The organism is Parasphingomonas zepuensis (assembly GCF_036663735.1).
Classification (GTDB): domain Bacteria; phylum Pseudomonadota; class Alphaproteobacteria; order Sphingomonadales; family Sphingomonadaceae; genus Sphingomonas.
On record NZ_JAXOJO010000010.1, the window covers coordinates 30,615 to 54,224 of the forward strand.

29 protein-coding genes are annotated in these 23,610 nt (G+C 65.1%); 7 read left to right on the plus strand and 22 right to left on the minus strand.

The features are described from left to right. Nucleotides 1-20: 20 nt before the first annotated feature. The 22 genes from U1769_RS24205 to U1769_RS24310 form a co-directional block, all read right to left on the minus strand. The gene (locus U1769_RS24205) at nucleotides 21-1,274 is read right to left on the minus strand and encodes a phage major capsid protein (RefSeq protein ID WP_332720729.1); all 1,254 of its coding nucleotides are present in this window, start codon (nucleotides 1,272-1,274) and stop codon (nucleotides 21-23) included. 20 nt (nucleotides 1,275-1,294) lie between these two features. Further along, nucleotides 1,295-1,999: an HK97 family phage prohead protease gene (locus U1769_RS24210; protein ID WP_332720730.1), complete on the minus strand. Its 705-nt coding sequence runs from the start codon at nucleotides 1,997-1,999 to the stop codon at nucleotides 1,295-1,297. Nucleotides 2,000-2,001: 2 nt separating this feature from the next. Next, nucleotides 2,002-3,378, minus strand: a complete 1,377-nt coding sequence (locus tag U1769_RS24215) for a phage portal protein (RefSeq protein WP_332720731.1) — start codon at nucleotides 3,376-3,378, stop codon at nucleotides 2,002-2,004. Continuing rightward, nucleotides 3,378-5,039: a terminase large subunit gene (locus U1769_RS24220; RefSeq protein WP_332720732.1), complete on the minus strand. Its 1,662-nt coding sequence runs from the start codon at nucleotides 5,037-5,039 to the stop codon at nucleotides 3,378-3,380. Before U1769_RS24220 ends, U1769_RS24215 begins: the two co-directional genes overlap by 1 nt. Then, entirely contained in the window at nucleotides 5,039-5,647 is a 609-nt protein-coding gene (locus tag U1769_RS24225; RefSeq protein ID WP_332720733.1) for a phage terminase small subunit P27 family, read from the minus strand. The genes U1769_RS24220 and U1769_RS24225 overlap by 1 nt, the downstream gene beginning before the upstream one ends. 113 nt (nucleotides 5,648-5,760) lie before the next feature. Next, complete coding sequence (locus U1769_RS24230) at nucleotides 5,761-6,135, minus strand: hypothetical protein (RefSeq protein WP_332720734.1); 375 nt, start codon at nucleotides 6,133-6,135, stop codon at nucleotides 5,761-5,763. A 168-nt stretch (nucleotides 6,136-6,303) separates the two neighbouring features. Continuing rightward, on the minus strand, nucleotides 6,304-6,783 hold the full coding sequence (locus U1769_RS24235; RefSeq protein ID WP_332720735.1) for a hypothetical protein: 480 nt from the start codon (nucleotides 6,781-6,783) through the stop codon (nucleotides 6,304-6,306). Between the two features lie 285 nt (nucleotides 6,784-7,068). Continuing rightward, a complete protein-coding gene (locus U1769_RS24240) occupies nucleotides 7,069-9,873 on the minus strand; it encodes a phage/plasmid primase, P4 family (RefSeq protein ID WP_332720736.1) in 2,805 nt (934 codons plus the stop codon). 88 nt (nucleotides 9,874-9,961) lie between these two features. Continuing rightward, the gene (ssb, locus tag U1769_RS24245) at nucleotides 9,962-10,447 is read right to left on the minus strand and encodes a single-stranded DNA-binding protein (protein WP_332720737.1); all 486 of its coding nucleotides are present in this window, start codon (nucleotides 10,445-10,447) and stop codon (nucleotides 9,962-9,964) included. Beyond that, entirely contained in the window at nucleotides 10,438-10,881 is a 444-nt protein-coding gene (locus U1769_RS24250) for a hypothetical protein (RefSeq protein WP_332720738.1), read from the minus strand. Before U1769_RS24250 ends, ssb begins: the two co-directional genes overlap by 10 nt. Next, nucleotides 10,878-11,336, minus strand: coding sequence for a hypothetical protein (locus U1769_RS24255; protein ID WP_332720739.1), 459 nt, complete (start codon nucleotides 11,334-11,336; stop codon nucleotides 10,878-10,880). The genes U1769_RS24250 and U1769_RS24255 overlap by 4 nt, the downstream gene beginning before the upstream one ends. Further along, nucleotides 11,336-11,578, minus strand: coding sequence for a DUF2312 domain-containing protein (locus U1769_RS24260; protein WP_332720757.1), 243 nt, complete (start codon nucleotides 11,576-11,578; stop codon nucleotides 11,336-11,338). Before U1769_RS24260 ends, U1769_RS24255 begins: the two co-directional genes overlap by 1 nt. A gap of 239 nt (nucleotides 11,579-11,817) precedes the next feature. Further along, on the minus strand, nucleotides 11,818-12,411 hold the full coding sequence (locus U1769_RS24265) for a DUF1643 domain-containing protein (RefSeq protein ID WP_332720740.1): 594 nt from the start codon (nucleotides 12,409-12,411) through the stop codon (nucleotides 11,818-11,820). After that, on the minus strand, nucleotides 12,408-14,978 hold the full coding sequence (locus tag U1769_RS24270; RefSeq protein ID WP_332720741.1) for a DNA methyltransferase: 2,571 nt from the start codon (nucleotides 14,976-14,978) through the stop codon (nucleotides 12,408-12,410). The genes U1769_RS24265 and U1769_RS24270 overlap by 4 nt, the downstream gene beginning before the upstream one ends. Continuing rightward, nucleotides 14,975-15,229: a hypothetical protein gene (locus U1769_RS24275; RefSeq protein ID WP_332720742.1), complete on the minus strand. Its 255-nt coding sequence runs from the start codon at nucleotides 15,227-15,229 to the stop codon at nucleotides 14,975-14,977. The genes U1769_RS24270 and U1769_RS24275 overlap by 4 nt, the downstream gene beginning before the upstream one ends. 11 nt (nucleotides 15,230-15,240) lie before the next feature. Further along, nucleotides 15,241-16,359 (minus strand): DNA polymerase III subunit beta, encoded by a 1,119-nt coding sequence (gene dnaN, locus U1769_RS24280; RefSeq protein ID WP_332720743.1) that lies wholly within the window; start codon nucleotides 16,357-16,359, stop codon nucleotides 15,241-15,243. Beyond that, nucleotides 16,356-16,850, minus strand: coding sequence for a hypothetical protein (locus U1769_RS24285; protein ID WP_332720744.1), 495 nt, complete (start codon nucleotides 16,848-16,850; stop codon nucleotides 16,356-16,358). The genes dnaN and U1769_RS24285 overlap by 4 nt, the downstream gene beginning before the upstream one ends. Beyond that, nucleotides 16,847-17,413, minus strand: a complete 567-nt coding sequence (locus U1769_RS24290) for a hypothetical protein (RefSeq protein ID WP_332720745.1) — start codon at nucleotides 17,411-17,413, stop codon at nucleotides 16,847-16,849. The genes U1769_RS24285 and U1769_RS24290 overlap by 4 nt, the downstream gene beginning before the upstream one ends. Before the next feature lie 5 nt (nucleotides 17,414-17,418). Next, nucleotides 17,419-17,658, minus strand: coding sequence for a hypothetical protein (locus tag U1769_RS24295; protein ID WP_332720746.1), 240 nt, complete (start codon nucleotides 17,656-17,658; stop codon nucleotides 17,419-17,421). Beyond that, entirely contained in the window at nucleotides 17,658-17,957 is a 300-nt protein-coding gene (locus tag U1769_RS24300) for a hypothetical protein (protein ID WP_332720747.1), read from the minus strand. Before U1769_RS24300 ends, U1769_RS24295 begins: the two co-directional genes overlap by 1 nt. Continuing rightward, entirely contained in the window at nucleotides 17,957-18,436 is a 480-nt protein-coding gene (locus tag U1769_RS24305) for a phage regulatory CII family protein (RefSeq protein ID WP_332720748.1), read from the minus strand. The genes U1769_RS24300 and U1769_RS24305 overlap by 1 nt, the downstream gene beginning before the upstream one ends. After that, nucleotides 18,433-18,708 (minus strand): hypothetical protein, encoded by a 276-nt coding sequence (locus U1769_RS24310; RefSeq protein ID WP_332720749.1) that lies wholly within the window; start codon nucleotides 18,706-18,708, stop codon nucleotides 18,433-18,435. Before U1769_RS24310 ends, U1769_RS24305 begins: the two co-directional genes overlap by 4 nt. 171 nt (nucleotides 18,709-18,879) lie before the next feature. Between U1769_RS24310 and U1769_RS24315 the strand changes: the two genes are divergently transcribed. The 7 genes from U1769_RS24315 to U1769_RS24345 form a co-directional block, all read left to right on the plus strand. Continuing rightward, nucleotides 18,880-19,476, plus strand: coding sequence for a S24 family peptidase (locus tag U1769_RS24315; RefSeq protein WP_332720750.1), 597 nt, complete (start codon nucleotides 18,880-18,882; stop codon nucleotides 19,474-19,476). Nucleotides 19,477-19,478: 2 nt separating this feature from the next. Continuing rightward, complete coding sequence (locus U1769_RS24320) at nucleotides 19,479-19,820, plus strand: hypothetical protein (RefSeq protein ID WP_332720751.1); 342 nt, start codon at nucleotides 19,479-19,481, stop codon at nucleotides 19,818-19,820. A gap of 87 nt (nucleotides 19,821-19,907) precedes the next feature. Beyond that, nucleotides 19,908-20,219, plus strand: a complete 312-nt coding sequence (locus U1769_RS24325) for an HIRAN domain-containing protein (protein WP_332720752.1) — start codon at nucleotides 19,908-19,910, stop codon at nucleotides 20,217-20,219. A 75-nt stretch (nucleotides 20,220-20,294) separates the two neighbouring features. Continuing rightward, nucleotides 20,295-20,459, plus strand: coding sequence for a hypothetical protein (locus tag U1769_RS24330; protein ID WP_332720753.1), 165 nt, complete (start codon nucleotides 20,295-20,297; stop codon nucleotides 20,457-20,459). A gap of 115 nt (nucleotides 20,460-20,574) precedes the next feature. After that, complete coding sequence (locus U1769_RS24335) at nucleotides 20,575-20,952, plus strand: XkdD/Y8K6 family phage-associated protein (RefSeq protein ID WP_332720754.1); 378 nt, start codon at nucleotides 20,575-20,577, stop codon at nucleotides 20,950-20,952. Next, nucleotides 20,949-23,033 (plus strand): DNA cytosine methyltransferase, encoded by a 2,085-nt coding sequence (locus U1769_RS24340; protein ID WP_332720755.1) that lies wholly within the window; start codon nucleotides 20,949-20,951, stop codon nucleotides 23,031-23,033. Before U1769_RS24335 ends, U1769_RS24340 begins: the two co-directional genes overlap by 4 nt. A 30-nt stretch (nucleotides 23,034-23,063) precedes the next feature. After that, a partial coding sequence (locus U1769_RS24345; protein WP_332720756.1) for a hypothetical protein occupies nucleotides 23,064-23,610 on the plus strand: 547 nt, incomplete at its 3' end.

Here is a 23,610-nt window from a genome sequence, read left to right on the forward strand (position 1 = left end):
GGCCCAGTAGAGTTCCCAGCTTAGAGCAAGGCGCCCTTCACCAGCGCGCCGGGGCGCCGCACCACGAGGGCGAGACGCTTCTCGGCGCGGACGGTCAGCATGTTCTTGATGAAGTTGTCGCGGTCCTGATCGGAGATGCGGACCTCGGTATCCATCCGGTCGAAGATCTGGCCGGCGAGCTTGAAGGCGCCAGTCAGGAAGTTGCCCGCGCCGATCCGCTTGGTCGGCACGACCGGCCGGCCCCAGAGGATCGGCCCGGCGATGCCCTGCGGATTGGCGAAGATATAGCCGCCAGCAGCATCCTTGGTCAGTTCGATGCCGGCCCATGCGCTCGGGTGCAGGACGATGCCGTCCGGCGCATAGTCAGCGAGTTCCACCTGCAGGATCGCCAGACGCAGCTGATCGATGCGAGTTGCACCCGCGATGACGATCGGTGCGGAATAGGCAGTCGCCTGCGTGTAGAGGCCATTGAGATGCTGGCCGGTGCCGTCACCCAGCAGCAGCTCGGCGTCCTCGACATCGTCTAGGCCGTAGCGCAGTTCGCCGTCGATCAGGCTTTCCAGCTGCGGAATATCGTCCATCGCCTGACGCGACACGGGCACCCAGTGGGCGATCGTACGAACCGGCGCGGTCGCGACGTCCCAGACGTAATCCGATTCCGGCTTCTGCGCCCCTTCCGCGACAGCCGCAGCGGCGTTGGTGCGCGCCGTCTGATAGGCATATTCGATCGCGTTGCCCTCGGTCCGTCCCGGCGTCAGCAGGCTACGGACCCGCATCTGCACACGCTGCAGGCCGACGATGTCGGTCTGTCGGTCAGCCCGGATCAGGTCGCCAGCGGACGTCGTCGCGCTGGTGATTGCCTTGACGCTGATACCGACCGTGCCCTTGCAGCCGCCCTCGGCATAGGCCTTGATATCGGCGTGGTTGGCGACTTCGTGGCCGAGCGATTTCAGTGCAGGCTGATCGTCTTCGCTGCTGCGCTTGATCTGGGCGAGCTTCTGGGAAAGCTCGGTGACCTCACCGCGGATTTCGGTCAGATCGACAAGGGCCTTGTCGGCTTTCTCCTTCGTCTCATTCGAGACTTTTTCGCCGGCCTCATTCTTGGTTTTGAATTCGGTAGCGAAGCCCTTCACTTCTTCCAGTGCATGAGCGAGGCGCTGTTCGAGAGTTGCCGGATCGGCGCCGCCATCCTTGCGGCCAAACTCAGGGGCCGAGCGATACTCGGCAGCGATCACCCCGGCCGCAGAGGCCAGGAGCATTGCGGGGGTCTTCATGATGTTTTTCCTCGAAAAGGCTACAGCTTGAAGCTGGCCAGGGTGTCCGAAAGGGCCTTCAGGGCCGGGCTGTTTGCAGGGTCGCGATCGGACTCCCTCCGACGCACTTCGGTCAGGCCGTGGGCGACAACGCCCGCTGCCCGTGATTTGGAAAAGCCTACCTCCCGCAGGTACTTTTCCATTTCCCGCTCGGTCGGCAGTTCGCCGTGCGCGAGCTTGAACTTTACCGCCTCGACCCGCGCATCGTCATTCGCGGGGAAGGTCACGAGACTGATCTCGACCAGGTCCAGCTTGGTCAGGGTGCGGATGCCGGTCTTCTCGTCATAGGACGATTCCCGGACCCAGTATCCAATCGACAAGCCGGTCACGATCCGCTTCTTCATGAGCGCGTGAGATTCCCGGGCCTGGGCAACATCGGTGATCAGCAACTCACCATCACCCCACAGACCGTGATCATCTTCCTTCAGATTGGACCACGCACCGATCGGCTCGGCGCTGCGATGCTGCCACAGGATCGGCACTGGCCGGCCCTTCGCTCCGATCTCCTTCAGGCTGTCCGTGAACGCCCCTCGTGCAACAATTTCCTGATAGCTGTCGACGACATCCCAGACCGATCCATAGCCGTTGAATGTTCCGTCATCGCCGACCGCCTTCACTTCGAAATCGAAGTCGCGGACCTTCAGGGCGCCGCTATGCTTGCGGCCAAAATCGGGATGCAAGCGCATCGTCATTCCTCCATTCGCGGGCCGCCATTATGGCCCAGCATTGCCGCCTTCACGCGAGCGTCGATCAGCGCCTCGACAGTGCCGTCCTGCATGCCGAGGAAGCTCATCAGCGCGGATCGCAACTGCTTCTCCGGCACCCCCTCGATCTTGCCCAGATCGGCCAGCTTCACGAGGTTGGACTGCACCGTGAGGAAGTCGTCGCCGGGCATGGACGGGAGATTCTCGCGCGTGCGCATTTCGCCCCGCGTCATCACCCCGTTCTGCCCAAAGGCCGAATACAGCGCCGCTCTGGCCGAACTGTCCGCGGCCATAAGGGCTTCCCGGTTGATCTCCGGATACACCTTCTTCCGCTCGCCGATCGGCAGCAGCTGTTTCTTCACCGCTTGCTGAATGTTGGTCAGCAGCGGATTGAGCAGCAAGGTCTGCCAGCCAAGGAGAAGCTGCTCGATGCCGCTGCCCCACATCGTCTGGCCCTTGGCGGCATGCCCGATCAGCATCGGCAGCATACCGAACCAGCGGCAGATTTCCTCGACATCCCAGCCGCGCGATTCCAGCAACTGCACTTCCGCCGGGTTCATCTTCAGCGGCTGGAACTTGAAGTCCTTTTCCAGCGGGACGATGCGGCCCCGCATCGCGTCCCCAACAAACGCGTCGAAGATGGCGATCAGGTCGGCGCGCTGCTCCGGCTTCAGATTCGACGTTCCCGTCTCCATGAAGCCAGCCGCCTGGAGCCCGCTGCGAAACGTGTCCGCCGCGGTCTTGTTGGCGGCCATCGCGCCGCCAAGTGTCCGGCGACCATATTCGATGGCCGAGAGACCGACGTCGCCGCCGAGGGTGAGGCCTCGCAGGTGGAATATCTTGTCGGCAGGAAGCTCTTCGGTCTTCCCGCGATCGGCATAGAGATAGACCCGCTCGTTTCGGTTGTTCCGTTTGACGGTCACCAGGTGCGGGGCAAGAGGGGTCAGCGCCGTAGTGCGCTGTCCAAGCGTCTCCTTCTCCGCATAGGCGTTGCCCCACAGGTCCATCGCTGCGACTTGGCCAGCCCAGAATTCGGCCGGCGTCTGATCGCGGTTCGGTTCCTCATGAACGAGATCGTATAGCCAATGGTCCGTGCGGCTCTTCCGTCCGCCATCAGCGGCCTTCTCGAAAACGCCCATTCCCATCGCACCGACGACATCGGACTTGAGCCGCACGCAGGCCCATGCAGTCGCCAGCCCCAGTGTCGTTTTCTGGTTGACCGTCTGGCCAGCGCTATCGATCCCGGACCCGTAGGCAATCGCCTTGCGCGTCGGCTCATCTTCCGGCGCGCCGCTCAGCTTCCCATTGTCGCCGGTACCAAACCAGCGCAGCGTTGACCCTACCCAGGTGCCGATGCCCATCAGGCGACACCCTTCATCGAAGCGATGAAGTCGTCGATCGACGTATCCTCTTCACCGCTTGCCATAGCCACGCCCAATCCCATGATGCCAGCAACCAGCGGGTCGATCCTTTCGGTCGACTTCGCCTTGGTCGGCTTGATGTTTTCCGCCGCGTCGGTCTCGACGGCGACGTTGCCGGCACACCAGCGGAGTGCCGGGTGCCCGCCATGATCGATCAGACCGCCGATGATCTGGCGCTCCAGTTCCTTCGAGGGCGCTGACATCGACGCATAACCCTGCCCGAACAGCGTCACGGGCAAGCCTTCCTCCTGCAATTCGACGGACAACTGCGTCGCGTTCCACCGGTCGATCGCGATGGCGTCGACCTTGTACGTCTCGCAATCGGCATAGATCTGGGCCTTCATCCGCCCGTAATCGGTGACGTTTCCCGGCGTCGGGATGAGAGCCCCGCTCTTGATCCACAGGTCGTACGGCGCCTTGTCCCGCTTGACCCTGTCCTCGACATTCGCCTCGGGCATGAAAACCCGCGGCAACCATATCCATCGCCCGCCTTCTTCCTCGGGCGGGAACACCAACAGCCAGGCCGTCAGGTCACGGCTGGTCGAAAGGTCCAGTCCGCCGAAGCAGCGCCGCGTCCGCAGGCCTTCGTCCAGCGTCTTCCACCGGTCGTTCAGGATCCTGCGTTGCGCATCTCGCGCCGGCTCGGCCGTCGCATCCGCCAGTCCGCACCGGTCCCAGGCTTCCAGCGGCAACCAACGCACCGCCTGCTCGGTCCAGATGTTGAGGTGGTAGCGCTTGAAATCATTCTCGAGGCGCGGCAGCTGCTGCGCTTTCATGCACTCGGCACGAAGATAATCGATCTTCGGCGAGATGCCGAGGTTCGGATTCGCCTTCCGCCAGGTCGCTTCGTCGGTCCAGTCGTCTTCCGGATCGGCCGCATAGACCACCACGAGGGTCTCTTCGTCCTGACTTTCGCCGTTCAGAATGCTCTGGCACTCGTCCCACAGCTCCCAGCCGAATCCGGATTTCTTGCCTGCGGTCGAGATCAGGAACTCCAGCGGCTGGCGCCGGGCGCCCGTACCCTGGTGGACGAACGTGTAGAGGTCCGCTGAATCCCATTCATGGACTTCGTCGCCGACGATCACCGACGGCGACAGGCCATGCTTGCCTTGCGGCTTGCCGGACAGCGGCTTGAAACTCGCGTTCAGTTCGGCGCAATAGATCGACGGTTTGAAGCAGGTCAGGTGCCGCTTCAGCGGATCCGAGAAGCCGACCATCGTGGTCGCCTTGTCGAACACGATCGACGCCTGGTTCTTATCCGTCGCGATCGAATAACCCTGCCCGCCCATCTCCCCGTCGCCGATCAGGGCGAGCAGCGAGACGCCTGCGGCGAGTTCCGTCTTGCCGTTCTTGCGCGGTATCCAGACGATGACGCGGCGATAGCGGCGCGTTCCGTCCCTGCGCTTCCAGCCGAAGGCTGGCCGGATGACGTCATGCTCTTCCCAGGGCGCGAGGATGAACGGTCGCCCCGCCCATTCCGCATCCGTGAAGCGCAGATACTCCGGAAAGAACGCCGCTGCGGCATCGGCCGCCTCAGCATCGAACCAGTATTTCCCGCACGGCGACCATTGGACCGCGGCTTCCGCGATCGCGGTCGCCATCAGTTCACCATGCGCGATCCCAGCATGCCGATCGGCGAAGCCGGTACGCTCATCCCGGGCAGCTCATCACCCCCTTCCGATTTGGCCGGCTGTGCGCCGGACGCCGGGTTAAGACCGTTGTTCGTGGCGAGCTGCATCATCAGCCGCTGCCGCGCGGAGGGCGAGAGGCCCAGCACGTCGCCGAGATCCTTCAGATGCTGCTCGATATCCTTGCGTTGCTTGAACGCAGGATGGGGGCGGCGCAGCTCTCCGACGTGCGGCGAGCTGGTCGTATAGAACGTGCCCTCGCGATCGAGGATATGCGTGTAGACGATCCACTCCGCCATGTACCGGCAGTACCGGCCGAGCGCGATTTCGTCGGTCGACTTGACTAGGTTCATGCGGCTCAGCTCGGGCTGAAGGAAGGCCCAGACCTCCCCCGTCAGCTTCGTCGCCTCTTCCGCCGCGACCTTCTTGATCTGGCGCTTCGTGTTGAGCCAGCCCGGCAGCGAACCGCCGGCCGGCTTCGCATCGACGCTCGCGCCGACCCGCTTCGCCGCCGGGCGGCGCTGGGTATTGCCCTTCGCCTCCTGCACCGCAGCCGGGGCCGGTCGCCGTCCACGCGTCATCTAAAGCTCCGATCTCAAAGAAAAAAATTTCCGGAATTCTGCGCGCAAACGCAGAAAGGGATGACACCGGTCTTGAGGCGAAAGGGCCTCGACTTTTTACCCCCCCCACCCCCTCAGGCGGCCAGCACGGGCAGGCCGAGGCGCATGGCCAGGGCGTCGATCGCCGCCTTGCCCTGCCGCTCAACCGCCTGCTTCATCCCGTTGTGGCAGGGCGCGCAGCTCGACACCCACCACTCGGTCTTCCAGAAGACGTCCTGATAATGCCGCTGCGGATAGAGATGGTCGGTCAGCGTCGCCGCCGTGATCCGACCGTTCAATTCGCAATAGGCGCAGAGCGGATGGTTCCGCAGGTGACCGGCCGAAGCCTTCGACCACCGGCTGTCATACCCCCGCTGAGCCGCAGTGCCGCGCACCGCGTCATGCTCCTTCTCCCGCTCCCGCTTGCTCCGGCCGCCATGCGGTCGGTGGGTGGGCGGCATGACGGGCATCGGTGTGCCTACAACGCGGAACGACCGGCAGGGCCGCGAGGCTCGCCGGTCGTTCCAAGGTTCAGGGAGGAAGCTGAGGGGGTAAGGGTGAAGGCCCGTCCCAGCCTGACGTGATATAGACCCAAATCGCACGATAGGCGGACACCTAAAATTTCATCGGATGCGAATTTACCCCCTTGACACGCTCGCCCGTGGATTTCCGCCATTCATGCGCGTGGCAATGGCGGTGATCGCCCGTCCATAGCGCTTGCGCAGGCCCTCCGAGCCATGCCGAAGGCCCATCGGCTTGAGCAGGCGAAGCCAGGAAACCTCGCGCCGGCCACGTGCCAGCTGCACGATGGCGAGTCCGATCAGCTTGCGATCATGCACGGGCACCGCGTCGAGCCAGCCGAACGCTTCCTCCATCTCCGCCTGCTCGGCCCGCGTCAGGGCGGCAGGCCGAAGCGCCACGTCCGAACTGGAGTGAGCTCCGCCCCGCGCATCATAGTCACCAGCCGACTGCTCGCGCAGCACGTCGGGCCATGCCGACCGGATCGTCTGCCATCCCCGCTCGCGGTCCGGGTTGCGCCAGCAGATGATCATCGCCTCGACCAGCCGCTCCTGCACCGCATCGAAGGTCCAATGCCCCGGAAGGACGCCTCCTTCCATCGGAGGGATACCATGTTGCCCGTCTGCTTCCATTTCGCCTTGTCCCTTGCCTGAAGAATTCGGCGGAAAACCGCCATTTATTGAAGGTGGAAGATGATCAGTTGAACCATTTGGAAGGATTGGAAGGAATAATCAGGGTAGTTCCGCGCGCGCATGCGCGCATGCGCGCGCACATGACGGCAGGGGGGAGCGAAACCATTCCAGCCCTTCCAATCCCGCAGAAAACAGCCATTTTCATCCTTCCAATCCACCTTCCACGTGGAACCTGCCCGCCTTCCAAATCGCCTAGAACGGCACGTCGTCAGGCCATGGCCCCGGATCGTCCTCATGCTTGGGCCGCGCGCTTTCCCGGTCGGACGCGCCGCTCTCGGCAAAGTCGTCGGCCGTCTTGATCATCTCGATGTCCAGCCACTGGACACCGTTCGACGTCTTCTTCTCAAAGCCGCGGTCCTCCATCGCCTTGGAGAAGCCCTGCGGTTGCCATTCGGCCGCCCCCGTCGCCTTGCACCATGCCGTGAACAGGTTGAGCAGGATGGAGGACTTGGAGCGCTCGCCCGGGGTCGGTTTCGTGCATTCGGCAAGGAACCGCCCGAGCTGGTCGCTCTGCTCGCGATATTTGGCAGTCGCGGCGATGACGGCATCGGGCGGGATCAACCCCTCCTCTTTCCAGTCGAGCAGCCCCGCCAGCATGCGATTGAACACGCCAGAGGCTTCCTTGCGCAACTTCTCCGGCAGCTTGCCGTCGACCTCGTCCAGCGGGATCTGGACGGCCCAGGGCACCAGCATCATGCGCCGCCAGATGCCGTCGTCATGGCCGGTGATCTTCGGCTTGTGATTGCCCTGCACCGTCAGCTTGAAGCTGGGCAGGAAGGTGAAGAACCCTTTGTTCAGATGCCGCGCATCGATCGGCTCGCCGCCCGTGACAAGCTTGATCAGCGCCTCGGCCAGCTTCGCGCCCTTCTCCGGCTCGGAGGTGCGCAACAGGCGGACGCCGGGCAACCGGGCGAGGTCGGGGGTCGCCTCGCCACCCTTCCGCCCCCTTCCTTGGTCGAGGAACGTCTCGATCGCCACGCTCGCCCCGTAATCGCCCGCGATATGGGCGTGCAGGTCCGTCATCGTCGATTTGCCGTTCCGGCCGCCGCCATGATAGAAAGCCAGCTTCTGCTCGGTGATGTCGCCGGTCAGGCTCAATCCCGCCCATTGGTGCAGGAATCGCCGCATCGGCTCCTCCGGCTGCACCTTGGCGAGGAACCCGTCATAGTCCGGACATTCGGCGGAGGGATCGTACACCACATTGGCGATCTTGCTGATCAGGTCGCCCGACCGATGCGGATCGAGCCGCAACGCCGCCCGGTTGCCGGCGAGATCGAGCCGCAGCGTGCCGTTCAGCACATTGATCGCCATCCGGTCCTGATCCATCGCATCGGCCCGCATCGCCACGTCGCTGAAGGATTTTGCGAGATTGGCGATGCAGCCGATCCGGCTCGCGCCCTCGCTGGATTTGGCGTGCTGGCGCAGCAATTCGCTGAACAGCACCGGATATTTATTGTCGCCCGATCCCTTCCACATCACGATGAAATCCAGCGCCTCGGGATCGTCCGGATGATCCTCCTTCAGCCCGCTCTCCTCGATCAGCTCGGCTTCGTTGCGGATCGCGCGCACCGTCTGGAACACCGCCAGGCTCACCTGTCCCGGCACCTTGTCCTTTTCCTCGCTCAGCAACTCCCACCGCCGCCCGTCCCAGATGAACCAGCCCAGCTCGTTGCAGAAGCGGAAACGCCAGCCGTGCCGCGCCCGGAAACGCTCGGCATTGCCCAGGTCGGTCATCGCATACAAGGCGCACTGGCGGTCCATCTCCGCATCGGGTTCGACGTCGATGCGTCCCCCTGACCCCCGAGTGAGGCCGGCGGCGCTCCCGCTTCCATTCTGGAAGGAAATCGAACCTTCCACCTCCCCGTCGGGTCCGGGTGCGGGCGGCCCGCCCGGCAAGTCCGCGAAATCGGAATAGGCAGATGGATCGCCCGTGGGAGGGGGAGGGGATGAGGAGCGGTCGCTGTCGCGCCCGCGCGTTCTTTGAGTGCCTACGGCACTAAGGTCGCGGGGTTTCGCCATGCCATTGGCAAGGCCACGCTCGATCGCGTCGACATGCTGCTGATAGGCCCCGGGATCGAAGCCGCGCACCACGTCGATCAGGGCATTGCGCACCATGCTCTCGGAAAGCGCGCCGGCGCCGACATAGCCGCCCAGATTGTGCGCCGCCATGTAGGCGCCCTGGTTGCGCCCGCCATGCCGCCCGCCGCCCTTCGGCGTCGCCGCGAGCTCGCGCAACTCGCCGTCCAGCGCCGCCAGCGCATATTTGCGGTGCGCTTCGTCCAGGTCGGCCGTGAATTCGCGCTCGACATGCTCGCGCGCTGGCCGGGCCGGCCGATCGGCGCTGCGCCCGCTCATCGGGGGCTCGCGCAGGATCCTGACGAGCGCCGCCGGCATCTCGGCGATCTCGGCATCGGCATCGCCGCGCAGCCAGCGATACGGCCCCGTCGCATTGTTGGCATCGCCCTCGCAATAGCTGGGCGGCACGATCACATAACCGCCCAGGCCGCGCACATCGACATGCTTGGGCAGGTTGCCGCGGTTGCCGATCGGCGCGCCCTCCGGCATCCGGAAATAGATATGGACCCCGCCGGAAGGCGTCCGCACCGCCAGGCTCACTGGCAGCGGGCAACCCATCTGGGCTTCCAGCTGCCCCTTCAGCCGGTCCAGCGTCCATTCGTCGATCGTGACTTCGCCCGTCACCGGATCGACGATATCGTCCTTGCGCGGATCGAAATCGACCACCAGCATGCCGGCCTTGCCGACCGAGACGCCGACCATCGCGTTCGGCCATTTCCGCCACCAGGCGCGGATCTGATCCTCGTCGGTCGTCGCCTTGGAAACGCCGCCGCTGCCTGCGATCGGCTTGCCCTCGCCGTCGACGTCCTTCTTCACCAGCGGGCGCTTGTTCTTCACGCTGCACGGGAACACCGGCCAGCCGCGACGCGCAAAGTGGAGCGCCGCATCGAGGAGAGGCGACGGCTTATCGATAACGGCCACGGATACCCCCGGGAAAATGAAGCGACAGATGCCCTGCCCGCCCTGTCAGCGGGTGCGGGCCATGCCCGCGATCAGCGTTGCTGGAAGGTCAGAACGGCACGTCATCGTCCAGATCGCCGCCGAATCCGCCGCTTGCTCTTCCCCCGGCCGCGTCACCGGATCCTGCGCCCGGCTGGTCGGCATAGCCCGAATAGTCCGACCGGCCGGGATCGGCCTCGCGCTTGTCGAGCAGCACCAGCGATCCGTTGAACGCGCCGATCACGACTTCGGTCGACCAGCGGTCCTTGCCCTCCTGGTCCTGCCATTTGCGCGTGCGCAACTGCCCCTCGAGATAGACCTTGCCGCCCTTGCGCAGATAGGATTTCGCCACCCGGCACAGGCCCTCATTGTTCATGATGACCACATTGTGCCACTCGGTCCGCTCCTTCTGCTCGCCGGTGCTGCGATCCTTCCAGCGTTCGGACGTGGCGATGCTGAGATTGACCAGCTCGCCCCCGTTCTGGAAGCTCTTGGCCTCCGGATCGCGGCCGAGATTGCCGACCAAGATGACTTTGTTGACGCTGCTCACAGCCACTTCCTTTCACGCGCAAAATTCTCGATTTCGTCGATCGCCAGCTTCACCGCCGCGCCTAAGCCGTCTCTGCCGATGGAGGCTTCCGATTTGACCCGCTGACCACACGGGAAGAACATCAGGACCATGACGGCCGGGCACCCATGATGCGCCGTCTGCTGCACCACGACCGGAGGCAGATAGCTCTCTGGCGCCGGCCCAAGGCCAAGATTGACCACGGGATGCTGTTTTGCGCAGACGCCCAGCTGAACCTTGGCGCCGGCAAGCAGCAGCCCGATTTCATTGACCGTGACCTCCCATGCGCTGCGCAGGAATGGCAGGCCGCCATCGATATCCGGGCGCACCCATAGGGTTGAGCAGTGGCCGGCCTCGTCTTCGTCCCAGCCCTCCGGCTTCCCGAGCGGGATGGTCGCGCCCTCGATCCTGACCGGATTCATGGAATGTCCTTTTTCATCTTAGGCTTCGCCCGCTCGTTGCGCGCGCAGATGCGGCACCAGCGCGACACGTCCTTGCGATTCTTGATCTGGCGTTCGAACCGGCGATCGGCGCCGATGAACACATGGGCGATATGCACAGCATGGCCGGCGCGGGAGACGGCACGCACCAGGCGCGATCCGGTCCCCTTCATATGCTCGTCCAGCCGCGTCGCGACGTCGGCATGCGTCGTGAAGCCGACATAGTGATGCGCGTGCTTGAAGGGCGGGTCGAAGTGCAGGACGTAGACGGCCGTCAGGCCCGCTGCGGGACCGCTGGGGGGGGGTAAGGTGGAAGCGCCGTGTTGAGTTGGTCGCCCTTGTCCCGCGGACGTCGGCGCTTCCGGCTCGGGTGCGCGCGACGCGCCGCCGTCTACATGGCTTTCCTCCGGGATGATCGGATCGGGGGTCGCTGGCATCAGTCGAGCCCCAGCGCGGACTTGTAGAGATCGAGCAGCATAGCCGCTTCGTCGCGCGTATGCTTCTCCATCCCGCGCAGCTTGACGATCGCGCGCATCGTCTTCGTGTCGAACCCGCTGGATTTGGATTCGACGTAGACATCCTTGATATCATCGGCGATGCCCTTTTTCTCTTCCTCCAGCCCCTCGATCCGCTCGATGAACTGGCGCAGCTGATCGGCGCCGATATTGTCCCCGGCCAGGCCATGCTGCTTCAGCGGATCGGATTGCGCCTGCGGCGCCCGGAACAGCACGACATCGCCCTTGCGCACCCGCCGCCAGCCCAGCGCGATCACCGCTTCCCCGATCGTCTTCTTCGACGGCCGCCCGCGCCGGATATGCTCCGGCAGCTTCAGCGCGACATCGTCGGGCGCGATCTCGACCAGATCGGCCAGCAACGCCGCCACCGCCTCAGCCACGGCGCTCCCGAGGGTGCGTTCGGTCATGATGCCCGTCGACCGGCATAAGGCACTGCCGTGAGGATCGCCGGGAGATACAGAGGATGCGAAGGATATCCGTCCTTCGTGAGCCGCAGCGCATGCGGCGCGCCATCGGCATCCTCGATCCAGCCCATCACGGTCTCATCCTGGTCGATATGGCCGCCATGCGCGCCCCATGCGCATACCACCAGCCCGGCATCGCTGACCGTCCGCTGGATCGCGCTCTTGTTCTCGGGCCCGATCGGGTCGCCATCGCCGGTCATAGCCAGCAGGTCGCGTGGCTCGGTCGCGCGCCAGGCAAACAGGTTCACGACCTCCATCCGGTCATACCCCCACGATTTCGCGAAGCTGACGCAGCGACGTATCGTCGGGTCATCAGCGGTGCCGTCCGCCGTGCTGGGATTGAGCATCACGAACAGAACCGATTTGGGATCACCGATCGGCGCACCGGCCCCGTCCACGATCTTCTTGCCGCGGCTGTCGGTCCACCATGTCCAGGTGTCGTCACGCCCAAAGCCGCGCCACTCCCGCCACAAATGGTAGCGATAGCGTCCGCATGCCGAGATGGTCGCGCCCTTCTTGAGATAGTCGCTCACGCCGCCGCCTCCATATCGAGCAGATCGAACAGCGACGGCGTATCCCGCTCGGCTTCGGTTTCCCGGCAGTAGCGCACGCCGTCGCGCCAATAATCGCTGTTGAGTTCGACACCGAGGCCGCGGCGCCCGAGCTTCATCGCCCGCACCGGCACCGTCATCAGGCCGCCGAACGGGTCATAGACCAGCTCGCCGGGGTTCGATCCCAGGCGGATCGCGCGGTCGACGATGTCGAACTGCAGCGGGCAGATATGATTCTCGAGCCCGCGCCGCGTCTGCTCGCCGTTCAGCGTCATCATCCGCGCCACGTCAGTCCATACGTCGGTCCGCATCGTCGCCGGCTGCAGGACCGCGAAGGTGCGCGGCAGCTCGTCCCGGCCGGCCAGCGCTTCGCCGATCGCCACATGCTCTTCGTGATTATAGACGTCCTGCACGGACCATGCCGGGAACGCCTTTTTGAGCGCGCCTGGCGTCAGCATGCCCAGTTCGTCCGGGCGCAGCGGCCGGTCGCCCGACGAGCGCCACAGGCTGTCCGCATCGACCTGCCAGCGCGCAAGACTGTATTCGTCCTCCGCCCGCATCACCGGCATATCGGCATAGCCCTTGGAGCGGTCGGTCGGCAGCTTGTAGAATTGCAGCAGGAACTCAGGGCTTCCGCAGCCCATCTTGGTGCTGTCCTTGCGTAACTCCTTGTAGGTCAGGCGATAGGTCTGATTGTTCTCGCGCACGACATCGGTCGCGATGAAGCGCAGTCCAGCATAGATGAAGCCGTGGCGCCGGAAATGCTCGATCGTCTGGGCGTGGAACGGATCGACCGTCGGCCGGGCGAGCCCGGTCACGGCCGCGAAGCGGATCCTGTCCTTGACGTGGATATAGGCCATCCGGCCGGGCCGCAGCACGCGCAGCAGTTCCGGCGTCAGATAGTCCATCTGCTCGAAGAAATGCGCGCTGTCGTCGGTATGCCCGAAATCCTCGTACCGCGCCGAATATTCATAATGATTGCCGAACGGGATCGAGGTGACGATCAGGTCGACCGAATTCTCTTCCATCGTCCGTGTCTCGGCGACGCAGTCATTGTGCACGGCCGTCCAGGCCACGCCCTCGGCCACCTCGCGGGCCACGCCCATCGATCGCGCCATCGTTGCCGCGGCCGCCTCATGATCCAGCCCGTAACGCCGGATCAGGTCCGACATGCGGTCGACCATCGCAGTGTGATCGTCCCATTTGCGCATCAGCTCGCGCAACTGCTCGCTCTGCGTCTCGGCATAGACCAGGTCGATGATCACCACATGCTGCTGCATGAAGCGGTAGATGCGGTGCAGCGCCTGCAAAAAGTCGTGGAACTTGTACGTCGGGAAGATCGTGGCGCGATGGCAATGATACTGGAAGTTTCGCCCCGCCCCCAGCATCGACGGCTTGGCCGCCAGCCACTGATGCTCGCCCGCGGCGAAGGCATCGGCGATCCGCTCGTTGACGTCCAGCTTCTGCGATCCGAACACTTCGGCAACGCCGGGGATCGCCTTGCGCAGCGCGTGCCGCTCATCCTCCAGATCATGCCACAGCAGGAAATGATCGTCAGGGCTCTCGGCGACGATCTCGGCGACCTTGGCCACGCGCACGTCGATCGTATCCCGCGCCTCGCGCGCGGTGTCGATCACGCCGGTCGCCGCCATCTTGATCAGCCGGCCCTGCCCGTGGCGATCCTCGCCGGCATTGCCCAGATCGGCCGCCACCATGTGCGTGCGGAAGTCGAGCGCCGGCAGCGTATAGCCTTCGTCCGAAAATCCCAGGTCGGACGGCTTTTGCAGGAACACGGCCCAGCTCATCACCCACAGCCAGAACTCTTCTTCCTTGTGCGGATAGAGCGTCAGGTCGCCCGCTTTCTCGCTGTTGCGCTGGAAGAACCGCGTCAGCGCCTGCCCGCTGTCCATGATGCCCAGGAACGCGGCATAATGGATCATCTCCTTGTACCGGTTCGGCGCAGGCATTGCCGTCGCGACGAACCGGTAGGGCACTGAAGCGAACAGCGGCACGAACGTCTGGAACGTGTCGGACCCATAATCGCGCAGCGCCGCCGCTTCGTCGATCGACGCGAACGAGAAGGCCGCGACCTCGATCTTGCCATCGCGCACGGTTTCGAAGTTCGTCAGGAACATCCGGACGCCTTCGGCATAGCCGGCCCAGACCTGCTCCATGTCGCGCACGAAACGCACCTCGACGCCGATCAGCCGGGCATCCTTGATCAGGTCGCTGCGACAGCCGAGCGGCCCGACGATCAGGCCGATCGGCGCGGTCGCGCCTGCCGCAGCTTGGCGCTCCGCCGCAACCTTCTCCAGCACCAGCCGGCCGGTCTCCACCTGGATCGTCGACTTGCCCAGCCCGAAGTTCAGGAAATAGGCCCTGCGACCGCCCTCGACGCCCCAGCGGATGCACGCCCGCTGATGATCGCGCAACGGCTGGCCGTCGCTCCGGTGCGTCTGCACATCGGCGAGATCGCACGGCAGCCCCATCGCCTGCGCCAGCGGCACCTTGGCTTCGAGGAACGCCTGATAGGATTCCGGCGCGGTCATGCCCGCAGCACGGTGATCGCGCGTGCCAGCTCTCCCATCCGGCCACCACCGTGCATATGGCACTCGATTGCGAGGTCGAGCATTTCATCCTCGTATCGACGAAGCCGGTCGCAATCCTCTTCCAGCACATTGACGGGGAGTGCCGTGCCGGCAGGCGGCCCGGGATGGAACGCGATCACCTCTGCGCACTCGCGATATTTCCCCCGGCGTTTCGGCACTGGGCAGTCAGTCTTCTTCTGTGCTTTTGCCATTGTCTTTCTCCCTAAACCCGCATCGGCATCATCACCGCGATCACGTCCGGATCCTTGTCGGACGTGACGCGGATCGGCGCCGCGGGGTCGCTGATCGACAGCGTCAGCGTGGCGTTGTCGGAAAAGATCGAAGCGATGGTGACGGCGTATCGCTGGTTGAGGCCGAACCGGATCGGCGCGCCCTCATAGGTGCAGTCGATGGCTTCGCTTGCGCTGCTGCCCGCGCTGTCCCGCGCGCTGATCTCGTGATCGTCGCCCTTGGTCAGGTCGAACACGACGGCTCGCCGCTTGACCTGCTCGCCCTCCGGATTCACCACCGCCGCGACCGCTTCCACCGGCTCGATCAGCGCATCGCGCTGGAGGGTCAGGACATTGCCACAGAGCGCGGGAATGGTGCGCTGATAGTCGGGATACGTACCCTCGATCAGCTTGCTCGCGACCCGGATGCTGCCGATCTCGAACAGGATCGCCCGATCGGTCAGGGCGATCGCCACTTCGGCGTCGACCTTGCTCAGCAGCTTGCGCAGCAGGGTGACGGTCTTGGTCGGCACGATGCTGTCCGGCATCGCCTCGCACCCCTCCGGGGCGGCCGTCTCGGATCGCACCAGTCGGTGCCCGTCGGTCGCCGCCGCGACCAGATGCCCCTCGCGGACATGCAGCAGGATGCCGCAGAGATAATAGCGGACTTCCTCGACCGACTGCGCCGAATAGGTCGTCTCGATCAGCCGGGTCAGCGCCGGGCCCTGCAGCCGGAAGCGCGTCCCGCCCTGCAGTTGCTCGCGCTTGGGGAAATCGGATACCGGCAGCGTCGCCAGCGTGCGGACGCTGCGCCCCTGCTTGATCGTGATCGCGCCTGGCGTTGCCGCCGGCGCGATGGTCAGCCGACCCGGCTTCAGGCTGGTGATAGCCGCCACCAGCTTTTCCTTCGATACCGTCGTGCTGAGGTCGCCTGCAGCCTCGATCTGCGCCGTCGCCTCGATGTCCAGGTCGGTGCCGGTCAGATGCAGTTGCCCGCCTTCCGCCACGATCATCAGATTGCTCAGGATCGGGATCGTCGTGCGCCCGGCAACCACATCGGCCACCGCCGCCAGCGCGCCCTTCAGGGCGTCGCGATCTACCTCGACGGTCATTCAGCCTCTCCGCATCCACGGCCGATCAGCTCGCCGTTCTTGCCGCCCGTGAAGTCGCGCCAGTGGACCCATCCCGCCTTGGCGCAGTGGAAGCCCCATTCGCGCAGGCGCGGTCCGGTGATGAACAGGGATATCGCCCGGCCGCCCGACGGGATTTCCAGCCGGTGCGCGCAGCGTCCCCGCCGCACGACGATCGAGCCGGGCAGGCGGTGATAGCGGCGCTCGATCCCGCCAGCCTCTATCTGATGCTCGACATACCCCCCCCCGATCAGGAAGGACACGTTGACCCAGGGATGGTCGTGCAGCGCGCGATCGTCGTCGGACCGCAGGACTTCGTGCAGATAGATATTGAACACGCGGTTGCGCGGGATCACCCACCAGCGCCGCATATAGGGGTTGGTCGGTTCCCCGATCACATAGTCGGGCACCCGCCGCGCCATCGCGCGTTCCGCCCACGGGTGCAGTACCCGCTCCGCCAAAATCCTGATCATGCCACCAGCCCCGTTCTGTGGCCCGTCGCCACGATGCTCACGAGGCGCAGCGTCGGCGCCTTCGCGGGTTCGATCCGGATCATCCCGATCTGCTCCATCGCGCTCAGCGCCGGATGGATCGCATCGATCTCCACGCCGGCCCGTTCGGCCAGCTGCGCGTCGGTCGGACATGGTCGCGAGAAGCGCGCCGCGCGCCGCAGCACCGGGTACAGCGCGTTGATCGTCGCTGCCTCCCCCGCGGCCGGGCGATACGGCATGGCCTTCGGCACGGCACGCGGCCGGGCACGCTCCCAGGGCAGGCTGCTGCGCTCCGCCACGTAATTGATGGTGGACCCGCCCTGCACCCGCCGCTGCTTCAGATGCACCAGCCCGCGTTCCTGCAGCTCGCGCGCTGCCTTGGCGCCCTCCGATCCGATCGGCAGGTAGCAGCGGGTGGCATAGACGAACTCCGCCCCGGCCAGCGCGATCTCCGCCCAGCCGAGGATCCGCGCCGCTGCCGCGACCACGCCCGGCGCTTCGTCCAGGCTCCGCTCGACCAGATCGCGCGCAGGAATCTTCGTCACGGCGTTCATTGTGCTGCCTCTTCCCGCGCGCGGATGTTCGCGATCATCTGCCGGATCAGGTCGCCCGGCTTCATCGTCAGGCCAATCGCGCTGCCCTGCCCGGGCGCCTCGATCTCGCCGGCCATCATCTGCGCGCGGACGGCCGCCATGCGCTTGCGCGTCACATGCCCCTTGCGCGACGCCGCCGATCGCGCGGCCGTGGAACGGTGCGGCGATGTTCCACGAGAAACCTTTGCCGTCGCCATCACGCCACCCCCGCCATGCGGCGCAGGCTCGGCCGCGCGCTCGGCCTGTCGAACCACCAGCCGGCCGGCTCGCGCTGCCAGTCCATGCGCGAGACGAAGCCGTCAGACGCGAAGCCGACCGGCAACGCCAGGTCGGTGCCCGGCACGATCTCCCCGGCGATCAGCCGGTCGACGACCGAACAGCTGACCTGCGCCGCCGCGGCGAACGCGACGATGTCGGCGTCATGCTGCTGCGCGATGGCCCAGGCGAGCCGCCGCGCGCCCTCGTTCGGCACCACGGCCGCGAGATGCATTTTCATCACTGTCCTCCCTCGGCTTCGAACTGCGCCAGCACCGCATCCAGCGTGACGAGCAGGCGGATCGCATCGGCGACTTCAGCGCGGCATTCCTGCGCTTCGCTCTTCGTCACCTTGCGGTCTTCGAGCGACCGGATGATCGCCGCCGCGACTTCGCCATGTTCCTTGGCCAGCCGGACGCTCAGCACGAGCAGGTCGGCGACGTCGGGCATCGCCTCGGGCAGGTCGAAAAGGGCCAGCTCCGCCATCTGCGCCAGCTTGCGCGTGACGATCGGCACGCCCGTCAGCTCTTCGAGATCGTGCACCACATCGATCGGCGCGAAACAGGCCGCGTCATCCGGCGAGAGCGAGGCGTAGCGCGCCAGCGTGCTCTTCCCGACCCGGCAGATCGTCGCCGCCGCCTCCAGCCCGTTCGCCGCGCCGATCAGCTCGCCGAACGCGATCTTGAGCATCCGCCCCTTGATCATGCCGGAGGCGATCATGCCGGCACCTGCCGGGAAATTTCGTCACCATTTCCCGGCGACGCATGCTGCACTGCGATAGTATCGGTATCGACATGATCCGCAGGACCGCCAGTTTCCCAGTTCACTGCGATGCCCTCGTGGCGCGCCACGAGCCTCAGGTGCGCGAGGCGGGAAGTAGGGATACCGTTCGTCTTCCAGCTATGGATCGTGGAGACGGGCGCTTCGATCATGCGCGAGACAGCGGTAGAACCCCCGAGCGTCGCGATGAGAGTGGTGGCGAAAGTGTCCATCTGCAGCGATATGCGATAATCGGAACTACATCGCAAGCGGAAAGTTGCGATAATCGCGTTTACGATAATCGCAATTTCGGGTCCAAGCCGCAAATGGCTGAGCGAAAACCCTCCCCCGAAGCGATTGAGATATTCAGGCGACTAGATGCACTAGGCCGTCCGCAGAAGGACTTGGCCGATCTACTCGACATCGAGCCGACGAAGATTTCCAAGATGCGATCAGGCGAGCGACGCTTTCAGCCGGGCGAGTATGTTCGCGCCGGCCAGTGGCTGGACCAGATCGAGGCGAAGGGCGCTGCTCGCGGGAGCGATGTAGCGCCCGATCAGCAATCCACGAGAAATGCCTCAGCCGACGATGCAACCGTGGAAATCATCGCACTGGACCTGTCCCTCTCGATGGGCCCCGGTACTATGATCGAAGACTTCGTCGAGGCAGAGCCGATCAAGTTCGATCTCGGTATGGTCCGCGCCATCACCCGGACATCGCCGAGTCGCCTCCGACTGGTGAGGGGGATCGGCGAAAGCATGGAGCCGACGATCCGAACCAGTGACCAGGTCATGATCGACATCAACGAGCGGCAGCTGACACGGATCAATGGTATCTATTGGATCGACCATCTCGGCATGCACGGGATCAAGCGCTTGCGAGCCGCCGGTCGCGGCAAGGTCATGATTATTTCGGACAATCCCGTTGTCGAGAATTTCGAGGTAGATGCCGAAGACCTTCGCATCGAAGGCAGGGCAATCTGGTTTGCAAGGGAGCTGTAGGGATGATCATGAAGGACATGGCGAAAAGCGGTGTAGCGGTCGGATTGTTCATCCTCTCGAGCTGCGCGACCAGCCAGGGCGCGATGTTGGAACAGTCGTCGTTGGAAGAATTTACCAGCACGAAAGAGGCTGGGCAGGTCGCTGGCTGTGCTCAGCAGGCGTTGCGGGGCGGTCCGACGATGGGCACTGACGGCAAGAATTTCTGGGTAACCAGGCAGAGCACTTGGGGAACTGTAGTCCGTTACGATTTCAAGCCATCCCCGACCGGGAGCGGTTCGATCGTCGAATATCGCAGCCGCCTGAAGGTCAACAATGGCTTGGATAAGGTGAAAGCCTGCCTCTAGGCTATGCCTCTCCCTGCTTTCAGCCTGGCCGTCGTTGGCGCCGACCATCCGAACGGCAAGGGGCCCGGTAGGCGGTTCGGGATTGCCTTGTGCCGTCCCGGCGATCCGATCGAGCTGCGCCGCGAGCCTGAGAACGTCGCCGACGAACGCGCTATCGCCGTCTATAGCGACCGCGGTATCCAGCTTGGATATCTAAGTGCAGAACGCGCCGCATGGATTTGCGGCATGATCATCAACGGCCGCGAGCTGCACGCCATCTTTCAGGAATCGACCCAGTTCGGCGCGATAGTGCGCATCGCGTTCGATGGCGAAAAGCCAGCACTCCCTGCCCCACGCGCCTCGGAAAATCACCGCGACGATCCCGATTTTTATCCGGATGAGATTTATCCGGACGAGTGAGTTGCGATAGTCGCAAGTTTTCCTTGACTGATAGTTCCGATAATCGCATGACGCTTCCGAACAACGGAGGCGCCCATGTCCCTTTTCTCAAGTCACCCGATCCGCACCATTCGGATCGAACCCCGCCCGGAAGTCGCCGCCTTCTATGATCGCGCGCTGAGCCGGACCGAGCGCTACGCGCTCGTCACCGCCGGCATGATCGCCACTTGGTGCGTCGTGCGCGGGATGGGCTGGCTGTGATGGACCTCGAACCCACGGCCGAGGGCGCGAGCCTCATGCTCGCGATCTTCGTCGCGATCGGCGCGAGCCTCATGCTGGCCGCCGCCCTGATCCTCGCTTCGCGGGGAGCACTGTGATGGGCGCCGCAATCGACGAAACCGCCCTCGCGATCTGCATCCGCGAAACGCTCGAAACCTTCCTGCCGGATCACTCTGGTCTGGAAGAGGCTTCGGTCGAAGTGCTTGAGCGCGATGGCCAGACCTTCATTGACGTCGAAGGCTTCGGCTTCACCCTGACGCTCGATCCGGGGCCTGGCTACGACGACGCCGACGATACCGCCGACGCGGCCCGGCTGGTCAGCGACGCTGCGCCCGATCTCCTTGCCGCGCTGCACGGCGCCAAGGAGATGATCCGCCAGTTGCTCCGCAATCACATGGCTTCGATGCCGGACGGCTTCTCCGAAACCGAGGCAGCGATCGATGACGCCATCGCCAAGGCGGAGGGCGCAGCATGACCCGTGGCCTTATCATCGACAATTTCGCCGGAGGGGGCGGCGCCTCCACCGGCATCGAGGCTGCGCTCCGGAGCGTCGTCGACATCGCGATCAACCATGATCCCGAAGCCGTCGCGATGCATCTCGCCAACCATCCCGTGACGAAGCATTTCTGCCAGTCGATCATGGCGGTGGATCCGTTGGTGGCCACGGGTGGCGCGCCGGTCGCGCTCGCCTGGTTCAGCCCCGACTGCAAGCATCACAGCAAGGCGAAGGGCGGCAAGCCGGTCGAGAAGGGCATTCGCGATCTCGCATGGATCGTGGTGCACTGGGCCGAACGCCTGCTGAAGGCGACACCGGACGGCATCGGCGCGCCCGCCGTGATCATGCTCGAGAACGTGGAGGAGTTCCGTCAATGGGGCCCGCTCACCCCGGATGATCGTCCCGATCCCGCCAAGCGCGGCGAGACGTTCGACCTGTGGGTTCGCGCCCTGAAGCGGCTCGGCTACAAGGTCCAGTACCGCGAGCTGCGCGCCTGCGACTATGGCGCGCCGACCAGCCGCAAGCGCCTCTTCCTGATCGCGCGCCGTGACGGCCGTCCGATCGTCTGGCCGGAACCGACCCATGGCAAGCCGGGTTCGCCCGAAGTCGAATCGGGCGCGCGCCTGCCCTGGCGTACCGCCGCCGAGTGCATCGACTGGTCGATCCCCTGTCCGTCGATCTTCGAACGGTCGAAGGACCTGAAGGACAACACGCACCGTCGCATCGCCCACGGCGTGATGCGCTACGTCGTCAACGCGGCCCGGCCCTTCATCGTCGATACCGCCTTCGTCAACACGCGCGCGGCCCGCACCTTCGATCCGGCCGATCCGCTGCGCACCGCCACCGCTCAGTCTTCGCACGGCATCGTCGATGCCGCGATCGTGCCGATCACGCATTCGGGCGACGTTCGCGTCGACAGTCCGGACGATCCCCTGCGCACGATCACGACCGCCAACCGCGGCGAACTGGCGGCGATCAGCGCGACTGTCGCGCCCGTCATCGTCGGCTGTGGCGGACGGCGTGGCCAGAGCGGGCCAGTCGACCCGGCCGGGCCCTATCCCACGACGACGGCCAAGGCCGATGCCTGCATCGCCGCCGCGACCATGGTCCAGATGGGCTATGGCGAGCGCGAGGGCCAGGCTCCCCGCGCGCTCGACGTCGAGGCTCCGCTCGGGACGGTCGTCGCGGGCGGCGCGAAGCACGGCCTGGTCACCGCGCACCTGGAGAAGTTCAGCCAGAACAGCCGGGGCAAGGCGGCGACCGATCCTCTCGACACCGCCATGGCGGGCGCTCCGCGACACGCCGTGATCGAAACCGAACTGGTCCAGGCCGTCAGCCTCGATCGCCAGTTCGGCACGTCGCGCGGCGCATCGGTGCAGGATCCTGTAGGGGCGGCCTGCGCTGGCAGCGCCAAGACCGCCGTCGTCTCGTCTTTCCTGCACAAATACCGGCCAAACAGTCCCGGCGCGTCGATGGACGAACCGGCGCCGACCATCACGGCCAACAGCTATATCAAGCGACCGGGCGGCGCGCCGCCGATCTCGGTCGTCTGCGCTCACATGGAGCAGGCGAACACCGGGTTGGTCGGGCACGACATGCTCGAGCCGGTGTCGACCATCGTCGGCAGGGGCAGCACGCAACGCCTCGTCGAGACGACACTGATCGAGGAAGGCGCACTGCCTCCGGCGATCATGGAGCGCGCAGTGCAGGTCGCCGCGTTCCTGATCAAATACTACGGCGCAGCTGAACACGGCCAGCCCGTCGATCGGCCGTTCGACACTGTCACCAGCAAGCCGCGTTTCGGCGTCGTGACCGTGACGATCGACACGATCACCTATGTCATCGTCGACATCGGCATGCGCATGCTCAGCCCGCGCGAACTCGCCCGGGCCCAGGGCTTTCCCGACAGCTACATCCTCGATCCCATCGGCCCCAACGGCAAGCCGCTGAGCAAGACGGCGCAGATCAGGATGATCGGCAACAGCGTCTGTCCCGACATGGCCAAGGCCCTGGCCGGCGCGAACATCGACATCGGGGTCCGCGAACAGGTCGCGGCCTGAATCCCATTTTTCACGAAGGAGGAAAGCATCATGAATATCTCGATTCCCGAACGGCTCGCTTACGCGGAAAAGGCCCATAGCGAAGGCCGCATCATCCAGGGCGCATGGCGCCGCAACGATGGCGGCAAGGGCAAGGGCCCCGGCCGCGAACTGGTCTGCGCCCTCGCTGCCTTCGGTCCCGACATCAACGGCTCGGGCGACTGCCCGGCCGACCTGATGCCGCAATGGCTGGCGCAGCTGGTGCCGACCCTCGACGACGGGATCGACGCCAAGGACGTGCCCTGGTTCAGCGGCGAACTCATCGCCCGTGCCAAGCGCTGGCACACCCTCGACGGCGCCGCATGGGAGCGCATCAGGACCGGCTTCCTGATCATGTCGATCCGCGACGCCCTGGCCTCCGCTGAGCCCGTCCAGCCCGATCCCAAGCCGGAATATTGGCAGAAGGTCGTCGACGCCTGCGAAGGCGTCATCAACGCCCTTGAAGGCAAGGGCGACCTGTCGCTCGCTCGGGCGGCGGCGGCGGCGGCGCGGTGGGCGGCGGCGGAGGCGCGGTGGGCGGCGGCGGCGGCGGCGCGGT